Origin of the sequence: Archangium primigenium, from assembly GCF_016904885.1 — a bacterium.
Classification (GTDB): domain Bacteria; phylum Myxococcota; class Myxococcia; order Myxococcales; family Myxococcaceae; genus Cystobacter; species Cystobacter primigenius.
This window is the reverse complement of the sequence record NZ_JADWYI010000001.1, coordinates 6,235,296-6,260,554: the sequence shown is the minus strand read 5'-3', so window position 1 is coordinate 6,260,554 and position 25,259 is coordinate 6,235,296. Positions and strand designations below refer to the sequence as shown.

Sequence of the window (25,259 nt, the reverse complement as noted above, 5' to 3'; positions counted from 1 at the left end):
GCGGGCGACGGTACGCTCCTTGCTAACAGTCCCGGCAGGAGGAACGCGCAGGGTCGCGTTCCCGGTCGGGAGGCACAGGTGATGGCGGAGCTGATCTTCTGGTGTGCCGCGGTGTTGTTGGTGCACACATACTTCTTGTACCCGCTGATGCTGTTCGCGATGGACGGCGTGGCGCAGGTCTTCCACAACGTGCGCTACATGCGCTCGGGCGCCAGCCAGCGGCGGGAGGCCCCGGCGGAGGACGCGCTGCCCCGGGTGAGCCTGGTGGTGGCCGCCTACAACGAGGCGAGCTGCATCGAGCAGAAGCTGAGCAACAGTCTGGCGCTGGACTATCCAAGCGGGCGATTCGAGGTGCTGGTGGGCTCGGATGGCTCCTCGGACGGCACGGACGACCTGGTGCGGGCGTGCCTGGACTCGCGGGTGCGCCTGTCGGCGGCGCCTCGGGGTGGCAAGACGTCGGTGCTCAACCGCTGCATCCCCCTGGCCCAGGGGGACATCGTGCTGCTCTCGGACGCGAACACGATGATCGAGCCGGAGGCCGTGCGTCGGCTGGTGCGCCACTTCGAGGATCCCGAGGTGGGCGTGGTCTGCGGCCAGCTGCGGCTCTACAACCCCACCAAGGCGGAGTACGAGGAGAGCACGTACTGGACGTACGAGTCGCTCATCAAGTTCTACGAGGGCAAGCGCGGGGCGGTCATGGGGGCCAACGGCGGGCTGTACGCCATCCGCCGCTCGCTCTTCGAGGCGCTGCCGGCCTCGACCATCGTCGACGACTTCGTCATCCCCATGCGCATCCTGCAGCAGGGCTACAAGGTGCTCTACGAGCCGCTGGCCGTGGCGCACGAGGAGACGACGGAGGACTACGACAAGGAGTTCGGCCGCCGGGCGCGCATCGCGGCGGGCAACTTCCAGAGCCTGCGCATGGTGCCGGGCCTGTTGTCGCCCACGGCGGGCTTCGCCGCCTTCGCCTTCTGGTCGCACAAGGTGCTGCGCTGGTGCGCCCCGGCCCTCATGGCCCTGGCATTCCTGGCGAACCTTTTCCTGATGAACAGTATTTTCTACCGGGTTACCTTGGGGGCGCAGGTCCTCTTCTACACGCTGGCGTGGCTCGGGAAGAAGGAGGCGCTCCGGGGTTCGGCGCGGCGGGTGGCCTCGGTGGCCTACTACTTCGTGACCATGAACCTGGCGATCGCGGTGGGCTTCTGGCGCTTCCTGCGCAACTCCCAGCGCGCCGCGTGGGATCGCACCGCCCGCGTGTCGTCCTGAGCCGGGCCGGGGTTCAGCGCCGGGCCACGGTCCTGGCGCTGGACTCCGGGAGCACCGAGCCATAGGCCACGAAGAGCTGGCCGGTGAGCACGGGCATCTTGTTGCCCTTGGACACGCGCAGCATGTCGTTGAGCACCACGCCCGTGCGGGGATCCTTGCCCAGGCCCGGCCGGGCGAGGTTCATCCGGTAGCGCACCACGCCGCGGCTCACGCGGTGGATGACGACGACGGTCCCGTCGGCCTCCACCGCGTCCACGAGGCCCACGTGGGTGAGCCCGTCATTGCGCCGGCCATCCTTGTTCCGATCATACGTCTCGCGAAAGAAGACCAGGTCCCCGGGGCGGGGCTTGCCCTTCGTGTACACGCGACCCTGGGCGCGGGCGTAGCGGTAGAAGGCCGTGACGCCGTTGTCCCCGGCCTGGGCCGCGCTCCGGAAGGAGACGCCGGCCTCGGAATACACGGCCTCGACGAAGCCGGTGCAGTCCGATGGCCACGTCCGACCCGCCACCCGCACCTGCTTCTGGCCCACGAGCCCCCGCGCCGCGGCGAGCACGTCCTCGCGCGTCCCGGACGGCGGGGCCGGCCGCGCGGCGAGCCGGGAGGGAGTCTTGCCCGGCGCCGACCCGGGCGCCTCGGGGGGCGGGGGAGCGGGGCGGGGCGCGGCCACGGGCGTCAGGGCGCGGTGCTGGTAGGTGGTGGCGAACAGGCGTCCCCCCGGGGGGCTGCCCGTGGCGCACCCTCCGAGCAGCACCAGTCCCGCGAGCATCATGCCGAGCCTCATGTCGCGACCTCCCTGTAGCCAGTCCGGAGCCGATGGTCGGCCCGAGGCGGTGTGTGGTCAAAAAAACCACCCAGGCGGGCGGACGGGGAGAGGCGGGTTGGGCCCGGCGGGAGGGGGTGGTAATGCTGACGGGGATGCGTGAGCTCAAGGCCCTGTCCCTGGTGGTATTGCTGACCGGTTGTGGTGTGCCCCGGGCCTATCAGCGGGCGGCGGACGCGGACACGCTGGAGGCCTACCGGACGTTCCTGCGCGAGTACCCGGAGGGGGAGGAGGCCGAGGCGGTGCGGGTGCGCGTGGCGGAGCTGGAGTTCGAGGAGGCCTCGCGGCTGCACACGGTGCTCGCCTACAAGCGCGTCATCGAGGCCCATCCGGACACGACCCAGGCGCGCCGGGCGCGGGTGCTCTTGGAGGGCCTGCGCTTCAACGCGGCCCGGGACGCGGGCACCGCCGTGGCGCTGCGCCAGTTCGTGGCGGACCATCCGGACGGGGTGCACCGCGACGAGGCGCGGCGGCTGGTGCAGGCCGCGGAGCTCAAGGAGCTGGCCACCACGGACGACACGGCGCGCCTGCGCGAGTTCCTCCAGGAGGCCCCGGAGGATCCCCGGCGCCTGGAGGTCGAGGGCCGGCTGGACGACGAGAGCTTCACCCGCGCGCGGAAGGAGGGGGCCTCGCGCCTCTTCGGCTACCTGCGCGACTTCCCGGCCGGACGTCACCGGGAAGAGGTGAAGCGGCGGCTGCTCGCGCTGGAGGTGGAGGGGCTCTTGGTGTCGGGCGAACTGGAGGAGGCCGAGGCCCGGGTGGCCGCCCATCCGCTGGGCGCCGGGCTCCAGGACTTCCCGGCCCGGCTCGCGCGGGCCCGGGCCGAGCGCGAGGCGATGGGTTCCCCGGAGCCCCTGGCCCAGTCCGCCCAGGTGGACCACTACCTGCGCGGCATCGCGGACCTGCGCCAGTCCCTGGGGGCGCCGGACCCCATGGATCGCTGGCAGGCGGCGGAGGAGCTGGGCCAGTACGTGTCGGTGAAGGTGCTGGATCCGCTCCTGGACGTGCTGCGCGGGGGCCGCAACGCGCTGGAGCGCCAGCGGGCCCTGGACAGCCTCCTGGCCGTGCTGCGCGCGCTGCCCCGGCCGGTGGCGGACTACGAGGTGGCCGCGCGCCTGGAGGCCCTGCGCGAGAAGGCGGGCAGCGCGGAGCTCTACCTGCGCATGGCGGTGCTCCTGGACGCCTCGGGGCGCCTGGGCGAGGCCTCCACCGAGTACCAGCGGGCCTTCACGCCGGAGGACCCCGACCCGGTGGTGCTCTGGCGCTGGGTGACCATCCGCGAGGAGCGGGCACAGGCCTTCTCGGCGGCGGTGGCGGCGCGGCAGCTCGCCGTGTGGGCGCTGGGGTCGGCGCGCGAGGAGACCGTTTCGGCGGAGGGCGGAATTCCGCTGGCGGCGGCCCGGCGCCTGTGCGCGACGGCGCGGCTGGCACGTTTCGCCTCCCAGGCGGTGGAGCGGGCGCGGCAGCGGGGCACCGAGTTTCCCGAGGATTTGAACGGCTTCGGGCTGATGGCGTCCGACGCGCTCAAGCTCGCCGAGGCGCGGCTGGCGGACGCGGAGCTGCTCCTGCGCGAGAAGAAGCCCGGGGCCCGCACGTGCGAGGACGAGGCCGTGCACGAGCGGCTGACCCACGGCGTCACCGAGCGCCGCGAGGCCCTGCGCGCCCTGGGCACGAAGCTGCCGCGGCTGGCCCCGCTGCTCTGGGAGTCGGCCCTGCGGCGCGACCCCTCCGAGGAAGTGCGCGCCGAGGCCCGTCGGCTCCTGGCCCGGGGAGACCCCTGAGGTCCAGTACGAGAAGTGCGCACGACGCCTCCTGACGTGATACAGAGGGGGGACTCCACCATGGCGGAAAGACCTCGCATCATCGGGATCGATCTGGGGACCACCAACACCCTGGTCGCGTCCGTGAAGAACCGCATCCCGAAGATCGTCCCCACGGACCGGGGCAATCTGGTGCTGCCCTCGGTGGTGGCCCTCTCCGCCAAGGGGGAGCTCCTGGTGGGCGGCGTGGCCAAGGATCAGATGGTCACCAACCCCACCAACACGCTCTACGGCACCAAGCGCCTCATTGGCCGCAAGTACGAGTCCCGGGTGGTGGAGGATCTCAAGGGCTACTTCAAGTACGAGATCGTCGAGGGCCCCGAGGGCGACGCGGCGGTGACGCTCGGGGGGCGCGTGTACACGCTCGCCGAGGTCTCCAGCTTCATCCTCAAGCAGCTCAAGACCATGGCCGAGCAGTTCCTCGGCGGCCCCATCGACGAGGCCGTCATCTCCGTGCCGGCCTACTACACGGACAGCCAGCGCCAGGCGGTCAAGGAGGCCGGGCGGCTCGCGGGCTTCAACGTCAAGCGCATCGTCAACGAGCCCACCGCGGCGGCCCTGGCCTACGGCTTCAACCGCGGGCTGGAGCAGAAGATCCTCGTCTACGACCTGGGCGGCGGCACCTTCGACGTGTCGGTCCTGCACCTCACGGGCAACGTCTTCGAGGTGCTCGCCACCGGCGGAGACACCTTCCTGGGCGGCGTGGACTTCGACAACCGCGTGGTGGACTACGTCCTCGAGAAGGTCTGGGAGGAGAGCAAGATCGATCTGTCGGGCAATCCCATCGCCCTGCAGCGCATCAAGAACGCGGCCGAGGCGGCCAAGATCGATCTGACGCTCATCCCCAACGTGCTCATCGACCTGCCCTTCCTGGAGGAGCGCAAGGGCAAGCCGGTGGACGTGCGCATCCCGCTCACGCGCGAGAACCTCAACGCGCTCACCATGGACCTGGTGGACCGCACCTTCGAGCTGTGCGACCGGGTGCTGGCCGAGAAGGGCATCAGCCGCTCGGAGATCGACGAGATCATCCTCGTGGGTGGCCAGAGCCGCATGCCGCTCGTGCAGCAGCGGATCCAGGAGCACTTCGGCAAGCCGCCGCGCAAGGGCGTGCACCCGGACGAGTGCGTGGCCCTGGGCGCCGCGCTGCTGGCCGAGTCGCTCGGCAGCCTCGACGCGGTGACGCTGCTGGACGCGGTGTCCATGCCCATCGGCTACGCGCTGCCCAACGGCCGCGTGCGCCGCGTCATCGACAAGAACACCATCATCCCCGTGGTGAAGAGCTTCCGCCTGCCTCCGCCCAAGGAGCCGGGCGCGCCCTTCATCGAGATCGACATCTTCCAGGGGGACAGCGATCTCGTGGTGGACAACGAGTACCTGGGCACGCTGAAGGTGCCCGCGGAGGCCGCGGGCAGGAAGATCGACTTCCGGCTCAACGAGGAGTGCCTGTTGCAGGTGCTCGTCGACGAGCCCGGCGGTGGACCCCGGCGCATCGAGCTGGCCACGCGGGACACGCCCGAGCTGCTCAAGAAGGAGCTGGCGCGGGTGGCCGAGGAGCGGGCGCACAAGGCCCGGCAGACCGCGGGGACGCCGGCCACGCAGCCCGAGGGGGGCAGTGGCTTGTTCTCCAGCATCAAGAGCATCTTCCGGAGAGGGTAGCCGGCGGCATGGCCACGTTCCCATCCAAGGAGTGGTGCGAGGAGGCGGTGCGCCTGGTGAACGCGGACCCCGAGCGTCCGCTGGCCGCCCGGGGCTGGAAGGGGGACGTGGGAGTCATCGTCGACGCGGAGCCGGGCCGGCTCGCGCGCCCCTTCGTGGTGCACGTGGTGACGCACGACTGCCTCATCGAGCCGCCCCGCGTGCTCGAGGACCCCGACGATCTGGACGAGCTGGACCCCGCCTATCTGGCGCGCGCGCCCTACAGCGTCTGGAAGCAACTGCTGCAGGGCAGCCTGGATCCCGTGGAGGCCGTGCTGCGCCGGCGCATCGCGGTGAAGGGGGATCTGCAGCAGCTCATCGAGCGCCTGCGCTTCAAGGGCCTCGCGGACCGCGTGCTCGCGGGACTGCGGACCGACTACCCCGACGAGGGGACCTGAACCCCCGCACGAAGGGAGGCCCCGCGTGGGCATCCGTCACGTGGTGAAGACGCGGGCCCTGGCGTGGCTGGCCGAGGAGCGGCGTGCCCAGGGGCTCGCCGTGGCGCTCGGCTCGCTCCAGCGCGGCAAGCAGGCCTGGGATCGGCACCAGGAGGAGCTGCTGCGCACGCTGCACTACGCGCCGCGCGGCGACTTCCAGGCCGTGGGCAAGAAGCTCTCGGGCCTCAAGCGCCGCTTGCGCGAGCTGGACAAAAAGCTGGGACGACTCGCGGGTGAATAGGCGTTGACAGGGGCCACGGTGGGTGGCATTTAGCCCCCCGTCGCTTCGTCGGGGGCGCATAGCTCAGCGGTAGAGCACTGCCTTCACACGGCAGGGGTCCCAGGTTCGAATCCTGGTGCGCCCACTCCCTACGGACGCGATACGGCAGTCGGGCGCATAGCTCAGCGGTAGAGCACTGCCTTCACACGGCAGGGGTCCCAGGTTCGAATCCTGGTGCGCCCAACACGATGAAGGCCGTGAGTCCCTCGGGGCTCACGGCCTTTGTCGTTTCCGGGCCCGACTTCCGCGTCCCACGTCCGGGCCCCCACGGGGCCCGGCCTGGCCCGACGCTAGCTCCGGCTCGGCTGGCGCGACGTCTCGGAATTCAGCGGAGCCGCGGGCGGCTTGGGCCCCGCCGACTGCTCCAGCGCGCGCGCCTTGCGCAGCGACGCCACGATGGAGGCGCCCAGCAGCAGCGCGATGACGCCCAGCGACACCGCGGGGGGCACGTGCACCACGTCCACCAGCGTCATCTTCGCGCCCACGAACACGAGCACCGCGGACAGGCCGACCTTGAGGTAGGAGAACTTCTCCACCGCCCCCGCCAGCACGAAGAAGAGCGAGCGCAGGCCCAGGATGGCGAAGATGTTCGAGGTGAAGACGAGGAAGGGGTCCGTCGTCACCGCGAAGATGGCGGGAATGGAGTCCAGCGCGAAGAGCACGTCCGTCAGCTCCACCAGCACCAGCGTCATGAACAGCGGCGTGGCCAGCCAGCGCCCCGTGTCCCGCGTGAAGAAGTGCGGGCCGTGCAACTGGTCCGTGGACGGGATGAGCTTGCGCGCCCACACGAGCATCCGGCTCTCCCCGGGGTTCTCCTCCTCGTTGCGGTGCATGAAGAGCCGCACGCCCGTGATGATGAGGAACGCGCCGAACACGTAGATGAGCCAGTGGAAGCGGTTGATCATCGCCACCCCGGCGAAGATCATCCCCGCGCGCAGCACCAGCGCGCTCAGGATGCCCCAGAAGAGCACCCGGTGCTGGTAGAGCTGCGGAATCTTCATCGCCGAGAAGATGACGACGAAGACGAAGATGTTGTCGATGGAGAGCGACTTCTCGATGAGGTAGCCGGTGAGGAACTTCACCGCCGGCGTGGCGCCGAACTTCCACCAGATGCCCAGGTTGAAGACGAGCGCGAGCGAGATCCACACCCCGCTCCAGCCCAGCGCCTCCTTGAACTTCACCGCGTGATCCTTGCGGTGGAACACCCCCAGGTCCAACGCCAGCATCACCAGCACGAACACGATGAAGCCCGCCCACAACGCGGGACTGCCCACGCTTTGCGTTTCCATGACGCCCCTGTCCTTCGAGCCCCGAAAAGTCTTCCCCCCTAGATAGAAGGCGCCCCATCCTTCGGCAAATAGGAAATCAGTGCGTCACCCTTCGGGAAAACCGAAGGATGAGCCCTCCACCTGCCGCCCGGTGAACCCCGCACCGGCACCCCGAGGCCATGGCGGCCAGCCCTGGGCTACCCCAGCCTTCCTGCTTCCCGAACGAGTGGCGCCACCGTTCGGGAATCCACTCCGGCCGGGACCTCCGTCGGCCGGACTTCTTGGGGGGAGTCCATCCATGCAGATTACGTTCCTGGGGCACGCCGGCTTCTTGATCGAAACCCAACACGCCCTGGTGGTGGCCGATCCGTGGCTGACGTCCCAGGGCGCCTTCGACGCGGCGTGGATGCAGTTTCCGCGCAACCACGACCTGGCGCCCCTGGTGCGCGAGAAGCTGGAGCACTCGCCCAAGGAGCGCTTCCTCTACATCAGCCACGAGCACAAGGATCACTTCGACCCGGACTTCCTCTGGAGCCTCACCCGACGCGATTTCACCGTGGTGCTCGGCCGCTTCCGCCGCACCGCGCTCCACGAGACGTTCCTCGCCTATGGCGCCCGGCGCGTCCTCACGTGCGAGGATCAACAGGAGGTCGCCTTCCGGGGGGGCTACCTCAAGCTGTACCTCACGGACTCGGGCACCAACCGGGACTCGGCGCTGCTCGTGCAGGCCGACGGCCGCACCTTCCTCAACCTCAACGACTGCAAGGTGCACGACCGGCTGCCGCGCATCCTCGCCGAGGAGGGCCCGGTGGACGTCTTCACCGCGCAGTTCTCGGGCGCCATCTGGCACCCCACCTGCTACGACTACTCGCGCGAGCTGTACACGGAACACTCGCGCCAGAAGCGCGCGAGCAAGTTCGAGGCGGTGGCGCGCGCCATCGAGACGATCCAGCCCCGCGCCTACCTGGCGTCCGCGGGGCCCGCCTGCTTCCTGGACCCGGCGCTCTTCCACCTCAACCTGGAGCCGGTGAACATCTTCCCCCGCGCCCCCGAGCTCTTCGCGTACCTGAAGAACCGGCTGGGCACTCGGGCGCCGCGGCTGCTCGAGCCCATGCCCGGGGACGTGGTGGACGCGGGCTCCGGGGACTTCTCCGCGCAGGTGCCCGAGCGCGTCACCGACGAGAACGTGGCGCGCTACCTCGCGGACTACGCGGCCCGGCAGGCGCACGTCTTCCGCGAGCGGCGGCGCAACATCCTCCTGGAGGAGGTGGACCGCATCCACGTGCGGCTGCGCGAGGAGCTGCAGAACAAGCTGGACGCCTTCTCGCTCGCCGACCGGGTGACGATGCCGCTCTACCTCGGCCTCACCGAGCTGCCCACCCAACTGCTGCGCGTGGACTTCCGCACCCGGCGCGTGGAGGTGGTGGGCGAGGTGCGTGACCCGCGCCGCTACATGCTCACGGCCAACGCGGTGGACCTCGGTCGGGTGTTGGATCGCAAGCTCAACTGGGAGGACTTCCTGCTGTCCTTCCGCTTCCGGGCCTCGCGCGCGCCGGACGTCTACGACGCCACCCTGCACAACTTCCTCGCCGCGGAGGTGGAGGACGTGCGCGCCATGTGTGACACGGTGCTCGCCGCCGAGGCGCGCAAGGAGCGCACCGTCGTGTCCACTGGCACCCAGCGCTACACCGTCAACCGCTTCTGCCCCCACCAGGGCGCGGACCTCAAGGAGGGCTGGATCGAGGAGGGCCGCTACCTCGTGTGCCCGCGGCACCGCTGGCGCTTCGACCTGGAGGCGGGCGGGGTCTGCGACACCAACGGCTGCTCCATCAAGGCCGAGCCCAAGCAGGAGGACAAGCGCGAGGCGCCCGCCGCGCCGCGGGCCGACGCGACGCCCACCTGAGGCACGCGGGCGCCGTGGGGTGGGACGCCGGGTTCCCATCCCCCCGCGGCCTTCATCCACTTCCCGCCACCGCGCCCGGTATGCGCCTTGCTGTGCTCCTGCCTCGCGCTCGGGGAGGCGCGGATGATGCGGAAATGGTGGGGAGTGGGGGCGGTGCTCGTGGGCGTGGTCGCCGCGTGGGCGTGCGGGGACGCGATGCGGGAGGGCGAGCCGCTCGAGACGCAGCCGGTGCCGCCCGGCGGTGTCACCGAGGGCGGAGGCGATGCCGGTGGAGGCGATGCCTCCGCCGACGCGGGAGCGGCCGGGCCGGATGCCGGGACGGACGGAGAGGGGAGGACGCCCGCGCCGGACGCCGGGACGGAGGCGGACGCCGGGACGGAGGCGGACGCGGGCCCGCCGCCCGAGGTGCCAGACGGGGGCTCGGGCAACACCCGGGGCGTGGACCTGTGGCCCCAGGAGGCCGTGGTCGACTACACGCAGCGCTTCGGCGTGGGCAGGCCCCAGGGCGTGGCCGTCGACGACGACTTCAACCTCTGGCTGCTCCAGGGCAACCGCATCGGGGTCATCCGCTCGGGCGAGCTCCAGCCCACCTGGGCGAGCGACATCGGCCAGGCGGGGCGGGGCTTCTCCTCCACGGTCATCTGCGGCGGCGCGGGCGGCCGGGCCTACGTGGGCTACTACGCCAAGGAGCTCGTGAACCCCGAGCGCGCCTCGGCCGAGGATCCCGTCTACGCCGAGGGGGACCTGGACGCCGTGCGCCTCACCGCCCAGGGCATCGAGCTGGAGGAGCACCTCACGCGCTCCTTCCGGCGCGGCAAGAGCGGGGGCCTCACGTGGAACCCGCCCGGCAACACCGGCCTGCGCAACTCCAATGACTGGCACTACGACGAGGACCGGGCGGTGCTCGGCTGCGCCAAGGTGATGCGGGGCCGCGACCAGGGCGACGTGTACGTGAGCACCAACCACGGCGTCACCCGCATCAAGGGGCTGGACTACAACAGCCACCGCCACCCGACGTGGTTCGACGAGCGGGGCCACCAGCACATCGGCTACAGCTACGCGGTGGGCATCGCCCAGGACGGCGACGTGCTCATCGGCACCGACTGGACGTTCGGCATCGTCACGCCCAACGCGGACCTGGGGGTGTGGGACTGGATGGATCCCAAGGAGCTCAACCCCATGAAGGTGGAGTCCTCGTTCCTGCCCGAGCTCAACTCCCTCGAGGAATTCGACGACTGGCGCGCCTTCCAACAGACGCGCGATGGCCGCTACTACCTGGCCAGCGCCACCTACGGCCTCTGGGAGCTGACCCTCCTCTCGCCCAAGGAGCGCGCGCAGAAGGGCACCCCCGTGGCGGGCCTGCCCACGCCCCGGCTCACCTCGCTCGCCGCCACGGATGACGGCTCGCTCTATATCGGCACCGCGGGCGGGGGCTTGTGGCGCCTGGACAAGGACAAACAGCTCGCCCCGGTCCCGGCCGTGGGGGGGCGCACCGTCCTCCAACTCCTCTATGATCCCTCCACCACGCCCGCGATGCTCCACGTCCTCACCGACCAGGGACTCACCGTGCTGCGCGGCCCCTGAGCGCTCCCGAGGGATGACACGTTTCACCTACAGCGGCAAATTCCGCCAAATACCTGGATTGACAGGTATTCTTGTTTTGTGGCTTAAGGGCGGAGTCCTTGTTTGGACGCATTTCCAACCCCGAGGGGCCAGACCATGAAGCGAGCCATGCGCGCGATGTCGTTGCTGTTGGGTGCCACCCTGTTCGTGGGCTGCGGAGGCGATGTCTCCGCGCCGGAGAGCGAGGAGGCGGTGGACGAGGGCATGCGCACGGAGGAGCCGAGCGGCGTGGTGGCCCTGGCCTACTGTGACGACCAGAACTCCTGGCCCTCCGCCTCGACCACCTTCGAGAACGAGGTGCTCACCCTGGTGAACCAGAAGCGCGCCGCGGGCGCCACCTGTGGAGGCGTGGCCAAGGGCAAGGCGGCCGCGCTGACCCTGGACACCCGCCTGCGCTGTGCCGCGCGCCTGCACTCCAAGGACATGGGGACCAAGAACTTCATGAGCCATACGGGCTCCAACGGCTCCTCGCCGTGGGATCGCATGGCATTGGCCGGCTACTCCTACCGGCAGGCAGCGGAGAACGTCGCCGCGGGCCAGAGCACGCCCGCCGCGGTGGTGGACTCGTGGATGAAGAGCAGCGGCCACTGCAACAACATCATGGAGCCCAACCTCAAGCACCTGGGCGTGGGCTACTTCTACGCCGCCAGCAGCACCTACAAGCACTACTGGACCCAGTCCTTCGGCGCCCAGTAGTCAGCCCCGCGGGACGTCGTCCAAGCGCACCTGCCGCCAGTCAGGGGACACGCTCACGACCGCTCCGGCGGGGACGCCGTCTCGCGGTGCTGGAGGCGTTCGAGGAAGCCGCCCAGCTCGTCGGGGTGCCTTCGAACGTCCAACGTCCTTCGGGCCTCCTCCACGGCGGAGAGGAACGCCCGGGCCAGGGCGCGCTCGCGGCCTCGGGCCTCCTCCAGGCGGAGCGTGCCCGCGAGCGCATGGAAGTCCTCGCGCTCCTGGAGGCCCAGGGTGTGCTGGAACTCGCGCGGCAGGTACAGGGACTGGTAGCCCACGCGGGTGAGCTGCAGGAGCCGGGTGAGCCGACCGAGCGCGAGGTTGTACTGGAAGTAGAAGGCATAGGCGTCGAGTCTGGCGCGCGCGCCGACGCAGGCCTCGAAGGCCACCAGGAACTTGTCGATCTCCCGCTCCCCGCGCTCGCGCCGTGGCCGCGCCTCGGTGCCAAGGCAGGGAAGGGCCGCGCGCTGGAGCAGGTCCATCACGTCGGGCGCATCCACCGGCCAGGCACTGGTCAACCGAGGGGCGGGCACGTCTCGCGCATCGGCCAGCCACGCGAGCTCTCCCGCCGCGCGTCCCAGCACGACATCCAGCTTCGTCAGGGCCTCGCCGAGCCAGACCGAGAGGCGCCGCTCCTCCGGATCGAGGACGTGGTACGCCACGGGCATGTCCCCCGCGCGCAGGTGGGCGAGCAGCGCTTCGGCGATCGGGGAAATGTCCGGGGTGGGACGCAGGAGCAGGGCGGCGTCGAGGTCGCTGTGGACGGAGAGCCGACCGTAGCCATGGCCGCCGTACCAGAACAGCGCGCGGACCTCCGGGTTCGCCTGCGCCCAGTCCTGAAGCGCTCGCGCGAGGCGCGGGATGGACGTCTGGCTCACGGAAGCGCGCCTCCACGCCACGCGGCGAGGTGACGGAGCGCGGCGGAGACCTGCTGCGCCACGGGCGCCAGCCGTCCGCGCGGATTGCCAACGACAACCACTTGGCCGGGTGGTCTCGCGTCCATGCGCGGTGTTCTAGCATTTCCCCTTCGGGCGGGGCCCTTCTCAGGAGGCCTCGGGTGGACTTGACGCAGCCGTGCCCGGTCGCGTTCGCTCCGCGAGAGACGCTCAAGGGGGCGCACGCATGCATCAGGAGCGCATGGGGATGGTCACGGGCCGACAGCGGGGCATGGGCTGGCTCCATCTCTCGGATCTCACCATGGCACCGCGGAGCTCGTTGCTGCTCAAGCCCGAGGTCCGGGCGGAGCTCGAGCGAGACCTCCGGAAGACCCACGCGCTCTCGGGCCCGTGGGATCTGGTCCTCATCTCGGGGGATCTCACCTCGACGGGCACCGGACGGGAGTTCGAATTGCTGGACGCCACCTTGGATTCCCTGTGGGACGTCTTCCGCTCCCTGGGGTCCGAGCCCTGTTTGTTGGTTGTCCCCGGCAATCACGACTGCATGCCTGTCCGGCATGGCATCCGCTACCCGGTCGAGCAGCTGCGAGCGGAGTTCCGGACCGGGACCGACGCGTCGAGCGACCTCGTGAAGCACATGAAGGGCGCCTTCGCTCCCTTCTCGGAGTGGTTCGCGGACTGGCGTCGCCTGCATGCCATGCCGGGGCTTCGCGACTTTCGCGCGGGACTGCTGCCGGGAGACTTCGTCGCGACGCTGGAGCGCGACGGGACGAAGGTGGGAATCGTCGGCTTCAATTCCATCTTCCGCGGCGACCTCAGGGCGGACGATGGGAACCTGTGTGAAGTCCACCTGGAACAGGTCGAGCACGCCATGGGCGTTTCCGCGGAGGACTGGGCGCGGGCACACGACCTCGTGCTGATGCTGACGCACCATCCGCCTCGCAAATTGAATCCTGGACCCCTGGCGCGAATCCAGGAAGCGCTGACGCCCCCCAGCGGCCTCCTGCTGTATCTGTGCGGCAGTCTGTATGACGAGCTGGCCACCCCCTCGCTCCTCGTCAACGCCGCGCCCTCGCTGTTCGGTCAAGCCACGACGACGCGCGGACGGGCGGGGTACATCGCGGGACGGATTGACCTCGAGGAGCAGCAGTGGGGCGTGCGGCTCCTTCCGCGCATGGCCTTGGCCACCAAGGGACGGCTGCTCCTCGGTCCTGACGAGCGATGTGAACCGGATGAATGGCTCGAGGCGCCCCTCGACGCCCTGCGCGGACAGTCCCTGGTCACCCCGTCGATGTCGGCGATGGAATCGCTCCCGTGGCGGGAGGCGAGGGGTGTATCCACCGCTCGGCTCGATGGGCGACTTCGCTCGGCGCTCCGTGTCTCCCCTCCCGCACCGATGGAGCGCGGACCGCCGGGCGTGGCGCTTCGGAAGGTGCTCGAGACCGGTGGCCGCCGCATTGGCTCCGTGGCCTGGTCTTCTTCTGGAGATGCATTGGGGGTGGGCTTCTCCGATGGCCACCTCCTCTGGTGGAGCGTGGGAGAAGACGCCCCCCAGTGGGTGGGTCGCGCGCATGAGTCCGAGTGCGTGGGCGTGTGCTTCTCCCCGGATGGCGAGACGTTGGCCTCCCGTTCCCGGCAGAACATCCGTCTGTGGATGAGCGATGGACGCCAACTCAAGACCCCCCAACGGATGCAAGGCAGGGGCTCGTTGCTGGGCTGGTCTTCCAAGGGTCGACTCGCGGCCGAGGTCGCGGGCGATGCCCTCCAGTTGTGGAATGACCAGACCTGGGCGCCTTCCCACTCGTTGTTGCCACGCCATGGGCCGTACGGGCTGAGCTGGTCTCCGGATGGCCGGAGGCTGGTCTGCGCGGGCGATCGAGCAGCCGGTGGTGCTCTGTCGGTCTGGGACATCTCGGATGACGGACAGTCCGTCGTCGAATCCTTCTTGCTCGACGATGTGGATGCCCTCGATGTGGCGTGGATGCCGGGGACCTCCCGAGTCGCGGTGGCGGGCCGGGACGGAAACGTCTACGTCGTGGATCTCCAGGACGACCCCGTGGAGAACCGCGTCCTGGAGGGACACACGGATGCGGTGGCGAGCGTCGCCTTCTCCTTCGACGGGCAATTGCTCGCCTCCAGGAGCCTGGAGGGCCTCATCCGGCTGTTCCGCACGGATACCTGGGAGCCCGTGGCGCAGTTCGGACAGGCCGTCGCGCGCCCCTGGTCCTATATGGGGCTGACGTTCTCTCCCCGAAGTCACGTCCTGGCCGTGCCTGGGCCGGATGGGCGGAACATCGGCTTCTGGGGACTCGACCTCGCCGTGATTCTCGGTGCGCCCACGCCTTCACCCACGGTCCACGAGGTCAGCGCCAAGGTCGTCCTGGTGGGCGAGGGCCGCGCGGGCAAGAGCTGTCTGGCCTTGCGCCTGGTGAAGGACGAATACCAGGAGCTCGAGTCCACGCACGGCATGCGGTTCTGGACCCTGCCCATGGCGCCCGCCACGCCGGACAACCCCCGGCGGGAGATCATCCTGTGGGACCTGGGCGGGCAGAGCGAGTACCGGCTCGTGCACCAGCTCTTCCTGCGGGAATCCTCCGTGGCCCTCATGGTGATGGAGCCGGGACGGGGCGCACCCGCCGTGGAAGAGGTCGAGGGATGGGAGCAGCGTCTGCGCGTTCAACCCGGCGGACAGCGGATCCGCAGGCTCCTGGTGGGCACCAAGGTGGACACGCCGGAGTCTCCGGTGGATGGACCCGCGCTCGAGGGCCTGGCGCGTCGACTCGACCCCTCGCTTTCGTATGTGTTGACGAGCGCGAAGAACGGGCAGGGGATTTCCGAGCTGAAGCGGCGCCTCGACGACACCATTGATTGGAAAAGCCTCGAGCAGGTGAGCCGCCCCGAGTTGTTCCAACGGCTCCGACAGCTCGTTCTGCGCCGTCGCCAGGAGAAGCGCGTGGTCATGAGCTTCTGGGACCTGGAGAGCGAGCTGCGCCGGGAGGTGGGAGGACCCTTCGACTTCGCGGCGCTCGAGGCCGTGGTCGGTCATCTCACCCGACAAGGGTTCGTGGCGGACACCCGGATGGCGGGCGGAACGCGCATGCTCATCCTGGAGGTGGAGCAGATCGAGCGCTACGCGGGCTCCCTCATCGTCGCCGCGCGGGACAATCCGCACGGCGTTCCCGCATTGGAGGAGCGAAAGGTCTTGGCCCCGGACATGACCTTTCCTCGGCTCAGGTCCGAGGACCGGCTGCCCGAGGATCAAGAGGCGACGGTCCTCAACTGCGTCATCAAGTTGATGCTCGAGCATGGCATCTGCCTGCGTCACGAGGGGCGGCTCATCTTCCCGTCTCTCTTCCGTGCCACTGAGGCCAGAGCGGGAGTGGAATTCGCCCATGCCATTTCGCTGCACTACGACTTCCTGGGACCCATCGACAACATCTATGCCTCGCTGATCTGCGCGATAGCCCTCGCCAAGCGCTTTGGTGTCATGCGCTTGTGGGAGAGCCGTGCCGAGTTCGGGCAAGCGGGCCATAACTCGGTGGGCGTGCGCCGGAGCCAGGTCAAGCGCGAGAGCGCGAAGGAACGCGCTCGGCTCGATGTCTATTTCGATACCGGAACGAATCAGACGACACGTGAGCTGTTCGTGGGCTTTGTCGAGGAGCATCTGCGCGAGCACGGAGTAGACGTGTTGGAGCGGCTGTCCATCACATGCGTCTGCGGAAGGGTTTTCTCGGACGAGGTCGTTCGCGGTCGATTGCTCCAGGACAAATGGGATGTGGGTTGCGAAATGTGTGACCGCAGGATCCCCATCACCCGGAGTGCACAGCAGGTTCAGGCCTCCGATCCGGAGCAGCGGATGCGCCTCGTGGCGCTGCGCGAGGACGTGGACGCACGGCGCGTGGAGAGCATCAACGAGACGGGGACGGTGGTGACCAGAGCGAAGCGGCTCCGCTCAAGCCAGGAGCAACCCATCCGCATCCTCCACCTCAGTGATTTGCACATCACCGCCGGAGACGACCCGATCGGACTGCTTCAGCCCCTGGCCGCGGACCTCCAACAGCGGAGCGAGGACCTGAGCGTGGAGCAACTGGACTATCTGGTGGTGTCCGGAGACATCACTCAACGGGCGACGCCCGAGGAGTTCATGAAGGCGTACGAGTTCATCTCCGCGCTCCTCAAACGCTTCAGCCTGACCCCGGAGCGCTGCATCATCGTGCCTGGCAATCATGACTTGTCCTGGGAACCGGAAGTGTACACCTGGCGAGCAAAGCGTCACGTGGACATGCATAAGTACCCCGAGGACAGCGTCCTCAAACAGGGGCAGGGCTATCTTGTGCGCGACGAGGCGAAGTACCCGGAGCGCTTCAAGAATTTCTCCAAGCACTTCTACGAGTCGCTCTTCCTGAAGGAGTATCCCCTCAAGGCCGAGGAGCAGTGCATCCCGTTGCTTTTCAGCGAGACACGCCTCCAGTTCCTGGCCATGAACTCGGCCTGGCAGATCGACGAGTACCACCAGAACCACTCCAGCATCTCCAGCAGTGCGCTCTCGCGAGGTCTCGACCGCGCCGAACTCGACCTTCACGAGGCCCGGAAGAGTGGAGACCTGCCCGAGAACACCCCAGTCCTGCGCCTGGCCGTCTGCCACCACCCCATTACCGGCAACGAGAAGATCCAGGAGGATGCCTTCGTGGAGCGGCTGGGGCAGCAAGACTTCGGTGTCTTCCTTCATGGGCATGTCCACGAGGAGCGCGCGGACCTGCTCAACCCGCACGTGCCTCATCGGAGCCTCCACGTGATCGGCGCGGGGAGCTTCGGGGCTTCCGCACGCGAGCGTCCAGAGTCGACGCCACGCCTGTACAACCTGCTGGAGGTGCAGCAAGACCTTCAGTCCCTCCGGGTCCACACGCGGCACCAGCGCAAGCACGGTGGCCCATGGGAGGGAAGGGCGGTATGGCCGAGCGAGAAGCCAACGGACAAGCGCACGTACTACGACATCCTGCGGCCCCGGTTGAAGTGACCGCCCGCGCCAGGAGCGTGGAGGTCATACGACTCTCCGTCCGCACGGTTCGTGTGGGGAAAGGGCGGGGCTCGACAGCGGGTCTCCCCCGTGCGACATGCGCTGACCATGGACGCCCCCCGGCCCACCCTGGGCCTGTTCCGGTTGACCTGGCCCCTGTTCCTGGAGCTGTTGCTGTTCATGCTGATGGGCACGTCGGACACGCTCATGTTGAGCGGCGTGTCGGACGAGGCCGTGTCCGCGGTGGGGGTGGTCAACCAGTACACCAACCTGTGCATCTTCATCATGAACGTGGTCAGCCACGGCGCGGGCATCGTCGTGGCACAGTACCTCGGGGCGCGCCGCAGCGCCGAGGCCGCGCGCATCTCCGCCCTGGCGCTCACGCTCAACCTGATGATGGGCCTGGTGGTGAGCGCGCTCCTCTTGTCCCTGGGGGACTTCATCCTCGGGCACATGAACCTCGAGGGCGAGGTGCTGGCGCATGCGCGGGCCTACATGCGCATCGCGGGCGGGTTCATCTTCCTGCAGGCCCTCATCAACGTCTGCGCGGGCCTGATCCGGACGTATGGCTTCACGCGCCAATCCATGTACGTGTCGCTGGGCATGAACGTGCTGCACGTGCTGTGCAACTACGCGCTCATCTTCGGCCACTTCGGGCTGCCGGCGATGGGGGTGACGGGCGCGGCGGTGTCCACGGGGGTGAGCCGGGCCGTCGCGCTCGTCGTCTTCGTGGGGATGCTCTACCGGGTGATGGACGTGCGGATGGCGCCGCGCGACTACGTGACGTTCTCGTCCGAGTACCTCGGCAAGCTCCTGAAGGTGGGCGTGCCGGCGGCCATCGAGCAGGTCACCTACCACTGCTGCCAGACGACGTTCCTGTACTTCATCACCTTCCTGGGGCCGGTGGCGCTCGCATCGCGGCAGTACGCGGTGGCCATCTCCCAGTACATCTACCTGTTCAGCCTGGCGGTGGGCATGGGGACGGCCATCCTCGTGGGTCGCCTGGTAGGCGCGGGCCGTCCCGAGGAGGCGCTCCGGCGGACGGTGGACAGCCTGAAGTGGGCCGTGGCCGTCACCGTGGGGGTGGACCTGGCCGTCATCCTGGTGCGTGAGCCCCTGCTGGGCCAGTTCACGCTCAACGCGGAGGTCGTGGCGCTGGCCTCGCAGGTGCTCGTGCTGAGCCTGCTCCTGGAGTCCGGGCGGTCCTTCAACCTCGTGCTGGTGACGTCCCTGCGCGCCGCGGGGGACGCCCGCTTCACCGTGTACATGGCCTTCGTGTCCATGGTGTGCATGAGCCTGCCCCTGGGCTACGTGCTCGTCTTCCGCTTCCACCTGGGACTGCCCGGCATCTGGCTGGCGATCGCGGCGGACGAATGGACGCGGGGGCTCGTCTTCTGGTTCCGCTGGAAGAGCCGGGCCTGGGAGCGGCAATCGCTCGTCGCACCCCAGGCCGCGGCGGTCGCCCTCGCGGAGTGAAGCGGCCAGGCGCCATCCGTTGAGGCTCCATCCGTCGCGGGTCGAAGCAATCTCATGCGGGTGCAATCACTTGCATGGATTCCCAACGACACGCCTTGGAAAAGCATGGGGAAATGCGAGCGCATAAGCGGGCATCGGGTCGACTCTTCCCATTGAGAGGGGAACATGTGGTTGCCCTCTCGGTGACAAAGACATCCCTGGATTGGGGTACACGATGAACTTCGGTAAGTGCGTGGTCGGTCTGGTTTCCTGCGTGTGGCTCATGGGCGCGTGCGGTCCCGCGATGGAGGGCGAGACGCTCGAGGACACCGGTGAGGAGACGTCGCTGACGCCGGCGAACAAGAAGCCCCGGAGCACCGAGGCCGATCCGACCGCGGACCTGGAGCCAGGGCGCGTGTACCAGCAGACGCTGGTGGGAGACCTGGGGGGCATCGTGGCCTCGCCCGCGGCCACCTACCCGACGACCTGCTCGGCCTCCAACCAGTGGCGCACCACGTGCGGCTCCGGCTCGTCGCGCGACATCTCCTACGTGTGGAAGGTGCCCGAGACGGGCAGCTACACCTTCAGCACGAGCGGCTCGGCCTTCGACACCGTCATGGAGATCCGCAACTACAAGGCCACCTCGGAGGTCATGGGCTGCAACGACGACGTGGGCAGCAGTCTGCAGTCGCGCATCAATCTCTCGGGGCTCGTCAAGGGCGTGACGCTGTTGATCACCATCGAGGGCTACGAAGGCGAGTGCGGCGCGGCGCGGTTGAACATCACCAAGCGGTAGTCCCTTCGCCCCCCGCGCCGGAGGTCTCCTCCCCGGCGCGGAGGGCCGGCGCGGCCTACGGCGTGCTCTGCGCGGTGCGCACGGGCTTCTGGGCCCGGGCCTCGCTGGCGGCGATGTCCGCCTCGAACTTCGCGAAGCGCGCGTCGAGCTGCTTCTTGAGCCGCTGCTTGTCCGCCTCGGGCAGGAAGGCGTAGCGCAGGCTGTCGTAGGACAGCTTCTTCACCTCCGGGTACGTGGGCTTGTAGCGGCTGGCGAACAGCACGTACTCGTTGGACAGCGTGTGGCGGGTGACGCCCGAGTCATCCGTGGAGATGATGAATGGCACGCCGTGCTTGCGGTAGAGCTCCACGGGGTGCTGGGCGCCTTTGACGCCCAGGATGAACTCGTTGCTGGTGAGGTTCACCTCGATGGGGATGTCCCGCTCGCGCAGCGTCTGGAGCAGCCGCAGCGCGTCGCGCTCGTGGGAGATGTCGATGCCGTGGCCGATGCGCTGGGCGCCCGCCACGCCGACGGCCTCGGAGATGTGGAACGTGAGGCCCTCGGGCGGCACCATGCCCAGCGCCAGCTCTCCCGCGTGCAGCGCCAGCTTGACGTCGGGGTAGCGGGCCTTGACCGCCTTGAACATCTGCATGTGCAGGCGGTAGTCGCGCATGGCGACGTTGGAGTTCTCCGCGCCCACCAGGTTCACCGCCACCACCTTGGGGTGGAGCGTCGCGACCTTGTACGCGGTGGCGATCTGCGAGAACACCAGGGCGGGGGACAGCGCGCGCAGGACGTAGGCCTGGTAGCGCATCGTGAAGTTCTCGTCGTCGATGCCCTCGGTGGTCGTCCGCACGTGGGCGACGTAGTCCTGCACGCCCTTGTTGAACTGGGCGTCGGCGTCCAGCTTCGTGAGCTGCGCGGTCATCAGCGCCTGCAGCTTCGCGCCGTCCGTCCCCGCCGCCGCCAGGTCCCGCTCGAAGTCGGCGTCCGGCAGGCCCGGGGCCAGCTCGAAGATGGTCTCGATGTAGCCCAGGTTCTCCGCGATGGCGCGCTGCTTGAGCGTCTGCAGTCCCACCCGGGTGTTGGTGGACGCCACGTCGTCGAAGTACAGGAAGGTGTCGAAGAACTGCTGATCCGGCGGGGGCTGCGACGCGCCGTGGTTGCTGAAGTCCTTGCTGGACCAGCGCTGCAGCAGGGTGCGGTAGGCCTGCTCGTCCGCGATCACGTCCTGGGCGCTGACGCAGCCCTTGGCGTCCGGGCGATGCTTCTGGATCCTGGAGGTGGTCTTGTCCACGCAGTAGCCCTGCGTGTCCACCCACTCGAGGTACTGCTCGGCGTAGATGGCGCCCGAGTAGTGGTGGTGCAGGTCTCCGCCCTTGGGCATCAGGGTCATGAACAGGGACAGCTCGGCGAGCTTCGGCTCGGCGCCCGACACCAGCGACGCGAAGTGGCGCTTGGTGGTCGCCTCGTTGTTGGCCGCCCGCGCGGTGGGGGCGAGGACACCCGTGGACAGCAGGGGGAGGAGCAGCAGGGACAGCGGCTTGTGCATGGACATTCTCGGCGGGATGAGGCGCGGGGAGGGCAGGGGCCCCATTCGCGCGGTCACTTCCCACGAGAGCAAGCGGGATGCCAGCCGCGTCTTCCCCGGGCCCCCTCGTCGGCCCCCGGGGAGCGCGCGGGGCTGACGTGTCGGCGCCGCGGGGCGGATGTGTCAGCGGGTCAGGCGGACACGTCACGGGCCGCGGGGCTCGCTCCAGCCCGCGGGCGTTCCCATCGGAGCCCATGCCGTTAGACGGCCTCGCGGGCCTGGCACGGGAACCGCGGGGCGCTCGTGCGCGCGCGTTTTCTCAAGAGGGACCCCGGCCGCGCCGCCGAGCCTCGTCCCGCTGGTGACTCCACTCATCAGTGGTGACTCGACTCTCCCCGCCCCCTGGTGAGCCCCGTCACCAGTCGGACCCTCCCGGGGGCCCTTCCTCGCGCCAAACACTTGAAAAGACAGGGATTTCGTGGGCGCCAGGGCTTGGCACGCGCGCTGCAATAACCCTTCTCCAACAAGGCGTACTCAGAAACCCCTTCTCTTCTTCCCCTTCCTTCCGGAGCACACGTCATGGGCATCAAACTCGGTGGTGCGAGCAACCTCTTCAAGGGCGGCAGCAACAAGGTTCCCGATTTCAAGCCCAGCACGCCCAAGCCGGATGTGAAGCCCCAGTTCTCGCCCCGCCCGGACATCAACGGCAACAAGCCGGGCGCCAAGCCGGACGTGAAGCCCCAGTTCTCGCCCCGCCCCGACATCAACGGCAACCTGCCCAGCCAGAACCGCCCCGGCTTCTCCCCGGACAGCCTCAAGCCCAGCGGGCTGGGCAACCGGCTGGGTGGCGCGGTGGATGCCTTCGGCGGAGTGGCCCAGGGCGTCGCCGGGCTGGCGGGCGCGGGCCTCGATATCGCCTCCACGGCGGCCATGATGGCGCCCCAGATGATGGGCCCCATGGGTCCCATGGGCATGGCGCAGCAGATGATGCCGCCCCAGCTGATGGGCCCCCAGATGATGCCCCCCATGATGGACCCCATGGCGCAGCAGCTGATGGGCCCCCAGATGATGGCGCCCCAGATGATGCCCCCCATGATGGACCCGTACGCCGGGGGCCTGCCGCCGGAGCTGGGTGGGGCGCAGATGATGGACCCGTACGCCGGGGGCCTGCCGCCGGAGCTGGGCGGGGCGCAGATGATGGACCCCTTCTCGAGTGGCGGCATGCCCGCCGAGCTCGCCAACCCGGCGCCCCGCGGCGCCCCGATGGGGTTCGACACCATGCAGCAGGGCAAGCCCGCCGAGCAGGCCAAGCCCGCCCAGGAGGCCAAGCCCGCCGAGCCGCAGGCGCCGCTCGCCGAGGACGGGACGCCCATTCCCCAGGCCACGGACAAGCGGCCGGAGGGTGACAAGCGCTCGGCCAAGGACATCGTCAACGACACGCCCGCGCTGGCCAAGCTCGGCCGTCAGAAGGACATCAAGTTCGACGAGCTGTGCAAGCAGACCGGCGTGGATCCCAAGCTCGACCTGAAGGACGCGAAGCAGAACCCGGACGCCGTCTACCGCCTGGCCAAGGTGCTGGAGTTCATCGACAGCTCCAAGATCTCCGACGGTGGCGAGCGCACGGGCAAGGTCCAGGGCGGCAAGGGCGACGGCAACATCGAGGGCATCACCAAGGACGGGGACGCCCGGCACGGCACCGAGGCCGGCATGGTCAAGGACTTCGCCGAGAAGGGCTACGCCTCCCTGGGCTCGGATCACCGCCTGCCGACCACGTCCGACACCCACGTGAAGAAGGACGGCGGCAACAAGGACAACTTCCAGTGGTTCGCGGGTGAGGCGGGCAAGCACCTGTGGTTCATGCCGGGCGTCAGCAACGTGCTGACCGGCATCGGCAACTCCGAGGGTGGCGCCGGGGGCGCGATCCTGGGCGGCCTGGGCGGTGTGGTCCAGACCTGGAAGGGCGCCGCCGAGGGCCTGATCGGCGCGGTGGGGACCGGCAAGATCAACCCCGCCTCCGCGCTGCTGGGCGCCTACACGGGCGCGCTGGGCCAGACCGAGGCCGCTCCCCAGGAGGTGAAGGATCTCGTCAACATGCTGCCCTTCTGAGCCGGGTCGCCGAGTGAGCTGAGCTGAACCGAGAGGGTCCTCCACACGGAGGGCCCTCTCGTCGTTTTTGGTGCGCCCTCGGCGCGGCGTCCCGGTCGACTGGTGACAGCGCTCACCAGTGGTGACTCGACTCCGCCCCGCACCTGATGTGCCCCGTCACCAGCGGCGCCCCGCGACACGCCATTCCTCGAAGCAAACCCTTGAAAACACAGGGAATCAGCAGGGGCAGAGGGCTGGCACACGCGCTGCAATAACCCTTCTCCGTCGCAGCGTCCTCGCGAACCTCTTCTTCTCTCGAACCTCTTTCTTCCGGAGCACGTCATGGGCATGAAAATCGGTGGTGGCAGTCTCTTCAAGGGTGGCGGCAGCAAGGTTCCGAGCTTCAAGCCCAGCACGCCCAAGCCCAGCACGCCCAAGCCGGACACCAAGCCCAGCACGCCCAAGCCGGACGTGAAGCCGGACAGCAAGCCCCAGTTCTCGCCGCGTCCCGACATCAACGGCAACAAGCCGGGTGGCAAGCCGGACGTGAAGCCGGACAGCAAGCCCCAGTTCTCGCCGCGCCCCGACATCAACGGCAACAAGCCGGGCGGCAAGCCGGACGTGAAGCCGGACAGCAAGCCCCAGTTCTCGCCCCGTCCCGACATCAACGGCAACACGCCGGGTGGCAAGCCGGGCGCCCCGAACGCCAAGCCCGAGTTCTCGCCCCGTCCCGACATCAACGGCAACACGCCGGGCCTGAACCGCCCCGGCTTCGACCCGAGCAACTTCGCCCCCAACATGCCCAACAACCCCCTGTCCAACGGCCTGGGCGGCCGTCTGGGCGGCGCGGTGGATGCCTTCGGCGGCGTGGCCCAGGGTGTCGCCGGGCTGGCCGGAGCGGGCCTCGATATCGCCTCCACGGCGGCCATGATGGCGCCCCAGATGATGGGCCCCATGGGTCCCATGGGCATGGCGCAGCAGATGATGCCGCCGATGATGGACCCCATGGCCGCCGCGGGCTTCGGCGGGGCGCCGATGATGGACCCCTACGCCGCCGCGGGCGGCCTGCCCCCGGAGCTGGCCGGGGCGCCGATGATGGACCCCTACGCCGCCGCGGGCGGCCTGCCCCCGGAGCTGGCCGGGGCGCCGATGATGGACCCTTACGCCGCCGCGGGTGGTCTGCCGCCCGAGCTGGCCGGGGCGCCGATGATGGACCCCTACGCCGCCGCGGGCGGCCTGCCCCCGGAGCTGGCCGGGGCGCCGATGATGGACCCCTACGCCGCCGCGGGCGGCCTGCCGCCCGAGCTGGCCGGTGCGCCGATGATGGACCCCTACGCCGCCGCGGGTGGCCTGCCCCCGGAGCTGGCCGGTGCGATGCCCTCGGCCCCCAGCGCGGGCGCCGGTGGCCCGTCCGGTCTGGGCGGCCTGCTCGACACGGTGGCCAACGCCGTCTCCACCGTGACCCAGATGGCCGAGGCCGTGACCGGCCTGATGAACCAGGTCGGTGGTGGCGCCGCCAGCGTCGTGCCCTCGCTGCTCAACGCCGCGCTGCCCCAGCAGCAGGACACGCAGCAGACCTCGGTGTTCTAGGCCAGGTTTGACGCCGCGCCACGCCCCGCCGACCCGAAGAGGGGTCGAGCGGGGCGTGTGCTTTTG

General features: G+C 69.2%; 17 protein-coding genes and 2 tRNA genes. 15 read left to right on the top strand and 4 right to left on the bottom strand.

The window, feature by feature from the left end; all coding sequences use genetic code 11:
* Positions 1-81: 81 nt before the first annotated feature.
* The gene (locus I3V78_RS25555) at positions 82-1,266 is read left to right on the top strand and encodes a glycosyltransferase family 2 protein (RefSeq protein ID WP_204491048.1); all 1,185 of its coding nucleotides are present in this window, start codon (positions 82-84) and stop codon (positions 1,264-1,266) included.
* Positions 1,267-1,279: 13 nt separating this feature from the next.
* On the opposite strand, the gene I3V78_RS25550 is transcribed toward I3V78_RS25555, so the two are convergent.
* Positions 1,280-2,047: a CHAP domain-containing protein gene (locus tag I3V78_RS25550; protein WP_204491047.1), complete on the bottom strand. Its 768-nt coding sequence runs from the start codon at positions 2,045-2,047 to the stop codon at positions 1,280-1,282.
* 122 nt (positions 2,048-2,169) lie between these two features.
* Between I3V78_RS25550 and I3V78_RS25545 the strand changes: the two genes are divergently transcribed.
* The 6 genes from I3V78_RS25545 to I3V78_RS25520 all read left to right on the top strand — a co-directional run bounded on the left by I3V78_RS25545 (position 2,170) and on the right by I3V78_RS25520 (position 6,501).
* Complete coding sequence (locus I3V78_RS25545) at positions 2,170-3,867, top strand: tetratricopeptide repeat protein (RefSeq protein WP_239576600.1); 1,698 nt, start codon at positions 2,170-2,172, stop codon at positions 3,865-3,867.
* Between the two features lie 60 nt (positions 3,868-3,927).
* Positions 3,928-5,562 (top strand): Hsp70 family protein, encoded by a 1,635-nt coding sequence (locus I3V78_RS25540; protein WP_204491046.1) that lies wholly within the window; start codon positions 3,928-3,930, stop codon positions 5,560-5,562.
* 8 nt (positions 5,563-5,570) lie between these two features.
* Complete coding sequence (locus tag I3V78_RS25535) at positions 5,571-5,999, top strand: SCP2 sterol-binding domain-containing protein (RefSeq protein WP_204491045.1); 429 nt, start codon at positions 5,571-5,573, stop codon at positions 5,997-5,999.
* 25 nt (positions 6,000-6,024) lie between these two features.
* Entirely contained in the window at positions 6,025-6,279 is a 255-nt protein-coding gene (locus tag I3V78_RS25530) for a hypothetical protein (RefSeq protein WP_204491044.1), read from the top strand.
* A 52-nt stretch (positions 6,280-6,331) separates the two neighbouring features.
* Positions 6,332-6,403 (top strand) — tRNA-Val (locus I3V78_RS25525).
* Positions 6,404-6,429: 26 nt separating this feature from the next.
* Positions 6,430-6,501, top strand: a tRNA-Val gene (locus tag I3V78_RS25520).
* 107 nt (positions 6,502-6,608) lie between these two features.
* Here the strand turns inward: I3V78_RS25520 and I3V78_RS25515 are convergent.
* A complete protein-coding gene (locus I3V78_RS25515; RefSeq protein ID WP_204491043.1) occupies positions 6,609-7,607 on the bottom strand; it encodes a TerC family protein in 999 nt (332 codons plus the stop codon).
* Between the two features lie 277 nt (positions 7,608-7,884).
* On the opposite strand from I3V78_RS25515, the gene I3V78_RS25510 reads away from it, so the two are divergent.
* The 3 genes from I3V78_RS25510 to I3V78_RS25500 all read left to right on the top strand — a co-directional run bounded on the left by I3V78_RS25510 (position 7,885) and on the right by I3V78_RS25500 (position 11,808).
* The gene (locus tag I3V78_RS25510) at positions 7,885-9,489 is read left to right on the top strand and encodes a Rieske 2Fe-2S domain-containing protein (protein WP_204491042.1); all 1,605 of its coding nucleotides are present in this window, start codon (positions 7,885-7,887) and stop codon (positions 9,487-9,489) included.
* Positions 9,490-9,612: 123 nt separating this feature from the next.
* Positions 9,613-11,073 (top strand): hypothetical protein, encoded by a 1,461-nt coding sequence (locus I3V78_RS25505; protein ID WP_239576598.1) that lies wholly within the window; start codon positions 9,613-9,615, stop codon positions 11,071-11,073.
* 135 nt (positions 11,074-11,208) lie between these two features.
* The gene (locus I3V78_RS25500) at positions 11,209-11,808 is read left to right on the top strand and encodes a CAP domain-containing protein (protein WP_204491041.1); all 600 of its coding nucleotides are present in this window, start codon (positions 11,209-11,211) and stop codon (positions 11,806-11,808) included.
* A gap of 53 nt (positions 11,809-11,861) precedes the next feature.
* On the opposite strand, the gene I3V78_RS25495 is transcribed toward I3V78_RS25500, so the two are convergent.
* On the bottom strand, positions 11,862-12,722 hold the full coding sequence (locus I3V78_RS25495; protein ID WP_204491040.1) for a hypothetical protein: 861 nt from the start codon (positions 12,720-12,722) through the stop codon (positions 11,862-11,864).
* 319 nt (positions 12,723-13,041) lie between these two features.
* Here I3V78_RS25495 and I3V78_RS25490 point away from each other — a divergent pair, with 319 nt between their 5' ends.
* From I3V78_RS25490 to I3V78_RS25480, 3 genes are all read left to right on the top strand, one after another.
* Positions 13,042-17,757, top strand: a complete 4,716-nt coding sequence (locus I3V78_RS25490) for a metallophosphoesterase (RefSeq protein WP_204491039.1) — start codon at positions 13,042-13,044, stop codon at positions 17,755-17,757.
* A 108-nt stretch (positions 17,758-17,865) separates the two neighbouring features.
* Positions 17,866-19,233, top strand: a complete 1,368-nt coding sequence (locus I3V78_RS25485; RefSeq protein ID WP_204491038.1) for an MATE family efflux transporter — start codon at positions 17,866-17,868, stop codon at positions 19,231-19,233.
* A 214-nt stretch (positions 19,234-19,447) separates the two neighbouring features.
* Positions 19,448-20,008, top strand: coding sequence for a hypothetical protein (locus I3V78_RS25480; protein WP_204491037.1), 561 nt, complete (start codon positions 19,448-19,450; stop codon positions 20,006-20,008).
* Positions 20,009-20,063: 55 nt separating this feature from the next.
* Here the strand turns inward: I3V78_RS25480 and I3V78_RS25475 are convergent, their stop codons facing one another.
* The gene (locus tag I3V78_RS25475; RefSeq protein WP_204491036.1) at positions 20,064-21,539 is read right to left on the bottom strand and encodes an adenosine deaminase family protein; all 1,476 of its coding nucleotides are present in this window, start codon (positions 21,537-21,539) and stop codon (positions 20,064-20,066) included.
* 558 nt (positions 21,540-22,097) lie between these two features.
* On the opposite strand from I3V78_RS25475, the gene I3V78_RS39455 reads away from it, so the two are divergent.
* Positions 22,098-23,624, top strand: a complete 1,527-nt coding sequence (locus tag I3V78_RS39455) for a hypothetical protein (RefSeq protein WP_239576597.1) — start codon at positions 22,098-22,100, stop codon at positions 23,622-23,624.
* Between the two features lie 321 nt (positions 23,625-23,945).
* Positions 23,946-25,193, top strand: coding sequence for a hypothetical protein (locus I3V78_RS25465; protein ID WP_239576595.1), 1,248 nt, complete (start codon positions 23,946-23,948; stop codon positions 25,191-25,193).
* Positions 25,194-25,259: the final 66 nt, after the last annotated feature.

Excerpts from the sequence above, each read along its gene's own strand:
- I3V78_RS25555 (WP_204491048.1), top strand. The coding sequence starts at position 82 with ATGGCGGAGCTGATCTTCTGGTGTGCCGCGGTGTTGTTGGTGCACACA.
- I3V78_RS25550 (WP_204491047.1), bottom strand. The coding sequence starts at position 2,047 with ATGAGGCTCGGCATGATGCTCGCGGGACTGGTGCTGCTCGGAGGGTGC.
- I3V78_RS25545 (WP_239576600.1), top strand. The coding sequence starts at position 2,170 with ATGCTGACGGGGATGCGTGAGCTCAAGGCCCTGTCCCTGGTGGTATTG.
- I3V78_RS25540 (WP_204491046.1), top strand. The coding sequence starts at position 3,928 with ATGGCGGAAAGACCTCGCATCATCGGGATCGATCTGGGGACCACCAAC.
- I3V78_RS25535 (WP_204491045.1), top strand. The coding sequence starts at position 5,571 with ATGGCCACGTTCCCATCCAAGGAGTGGTGCGAGGAGGCGGTGCGCCTG.
- I3V78_RS25515 (WP_204491043.1), bottom strand. The coding sequence starts at position 7,607 with ATGGAAACGCAAAGCGTGGGCAGTCCCGCGTTGTGGGCGGGCTTCATC.
- I3V78_RS25510 (WP_204491042.1), top strand. The coding sequence starts at position 7,885 with ATGCAGATTACGTTCCTGGGGCACGCCGGCTTCTTGATCGAAACCCAA.
- I3V78_RS25505 (WP_239576598.1), top strand. The coding sequence starts at position 9,613 with ATGATGCGGAAATGGTGGGGAGTGGGGGCGGTGCTCGTGGGCGTGGTC.
- I3V78_RS25500 (WP_204491041.1), top strand. The coding sequence starts at position 11,209 with ATGAAGCGAGCCATGCGCGCGATGTCGTTGCTGTTGGGTGCCACCCTG.
- I3V78_RS25490 (WP_204491039.1), top strand. The coding sequence starts at position 13,042 with ATGGCACCGCGGAGCTCGTTGCTGCTCAAGCCCGAGGTCCGGGCGGAG.
- I3V78_RS25485 (WP_204491038.1), top strand. The coding sequence starts at position 17,866 with ATGGACGCCCCCCGGCCCACCCTGGGCCTGTTCCGGTTGACCTGGCCC.
- I3V78_RS25480 (WP_204491037.1), top strand. The coding sequence starts at position 19,448 with ATGAACTTCGGTAAGTGCGTGGTCGGTCTGGTTTCCTGCGTGTGGCTC.
- I3V78_RS25475 (WP_204491036.1), bottom strand. The coding sequence starts at position 21,539 with ATGCACAAGCCGCTGTCCCTGCTGCTCCTCCCCCTGCTGTCCACGGGT.
- I3V78_RS39455 (WP_239576597.1), top strand. The coding sequence starts at position 22,098 with ATGGGCATCAAACTCGGTGGTGCGAGCAACCTCTTCAAGGGCGGCAGC.
- I3V78_RS25465 (WP_239576595.1), top strand. The coding sequence starts at position 23,946 with ATGGGCATGAAAATCGGTGGTGGCAGTCTCTTCAAGGGTGGCGGCAGC.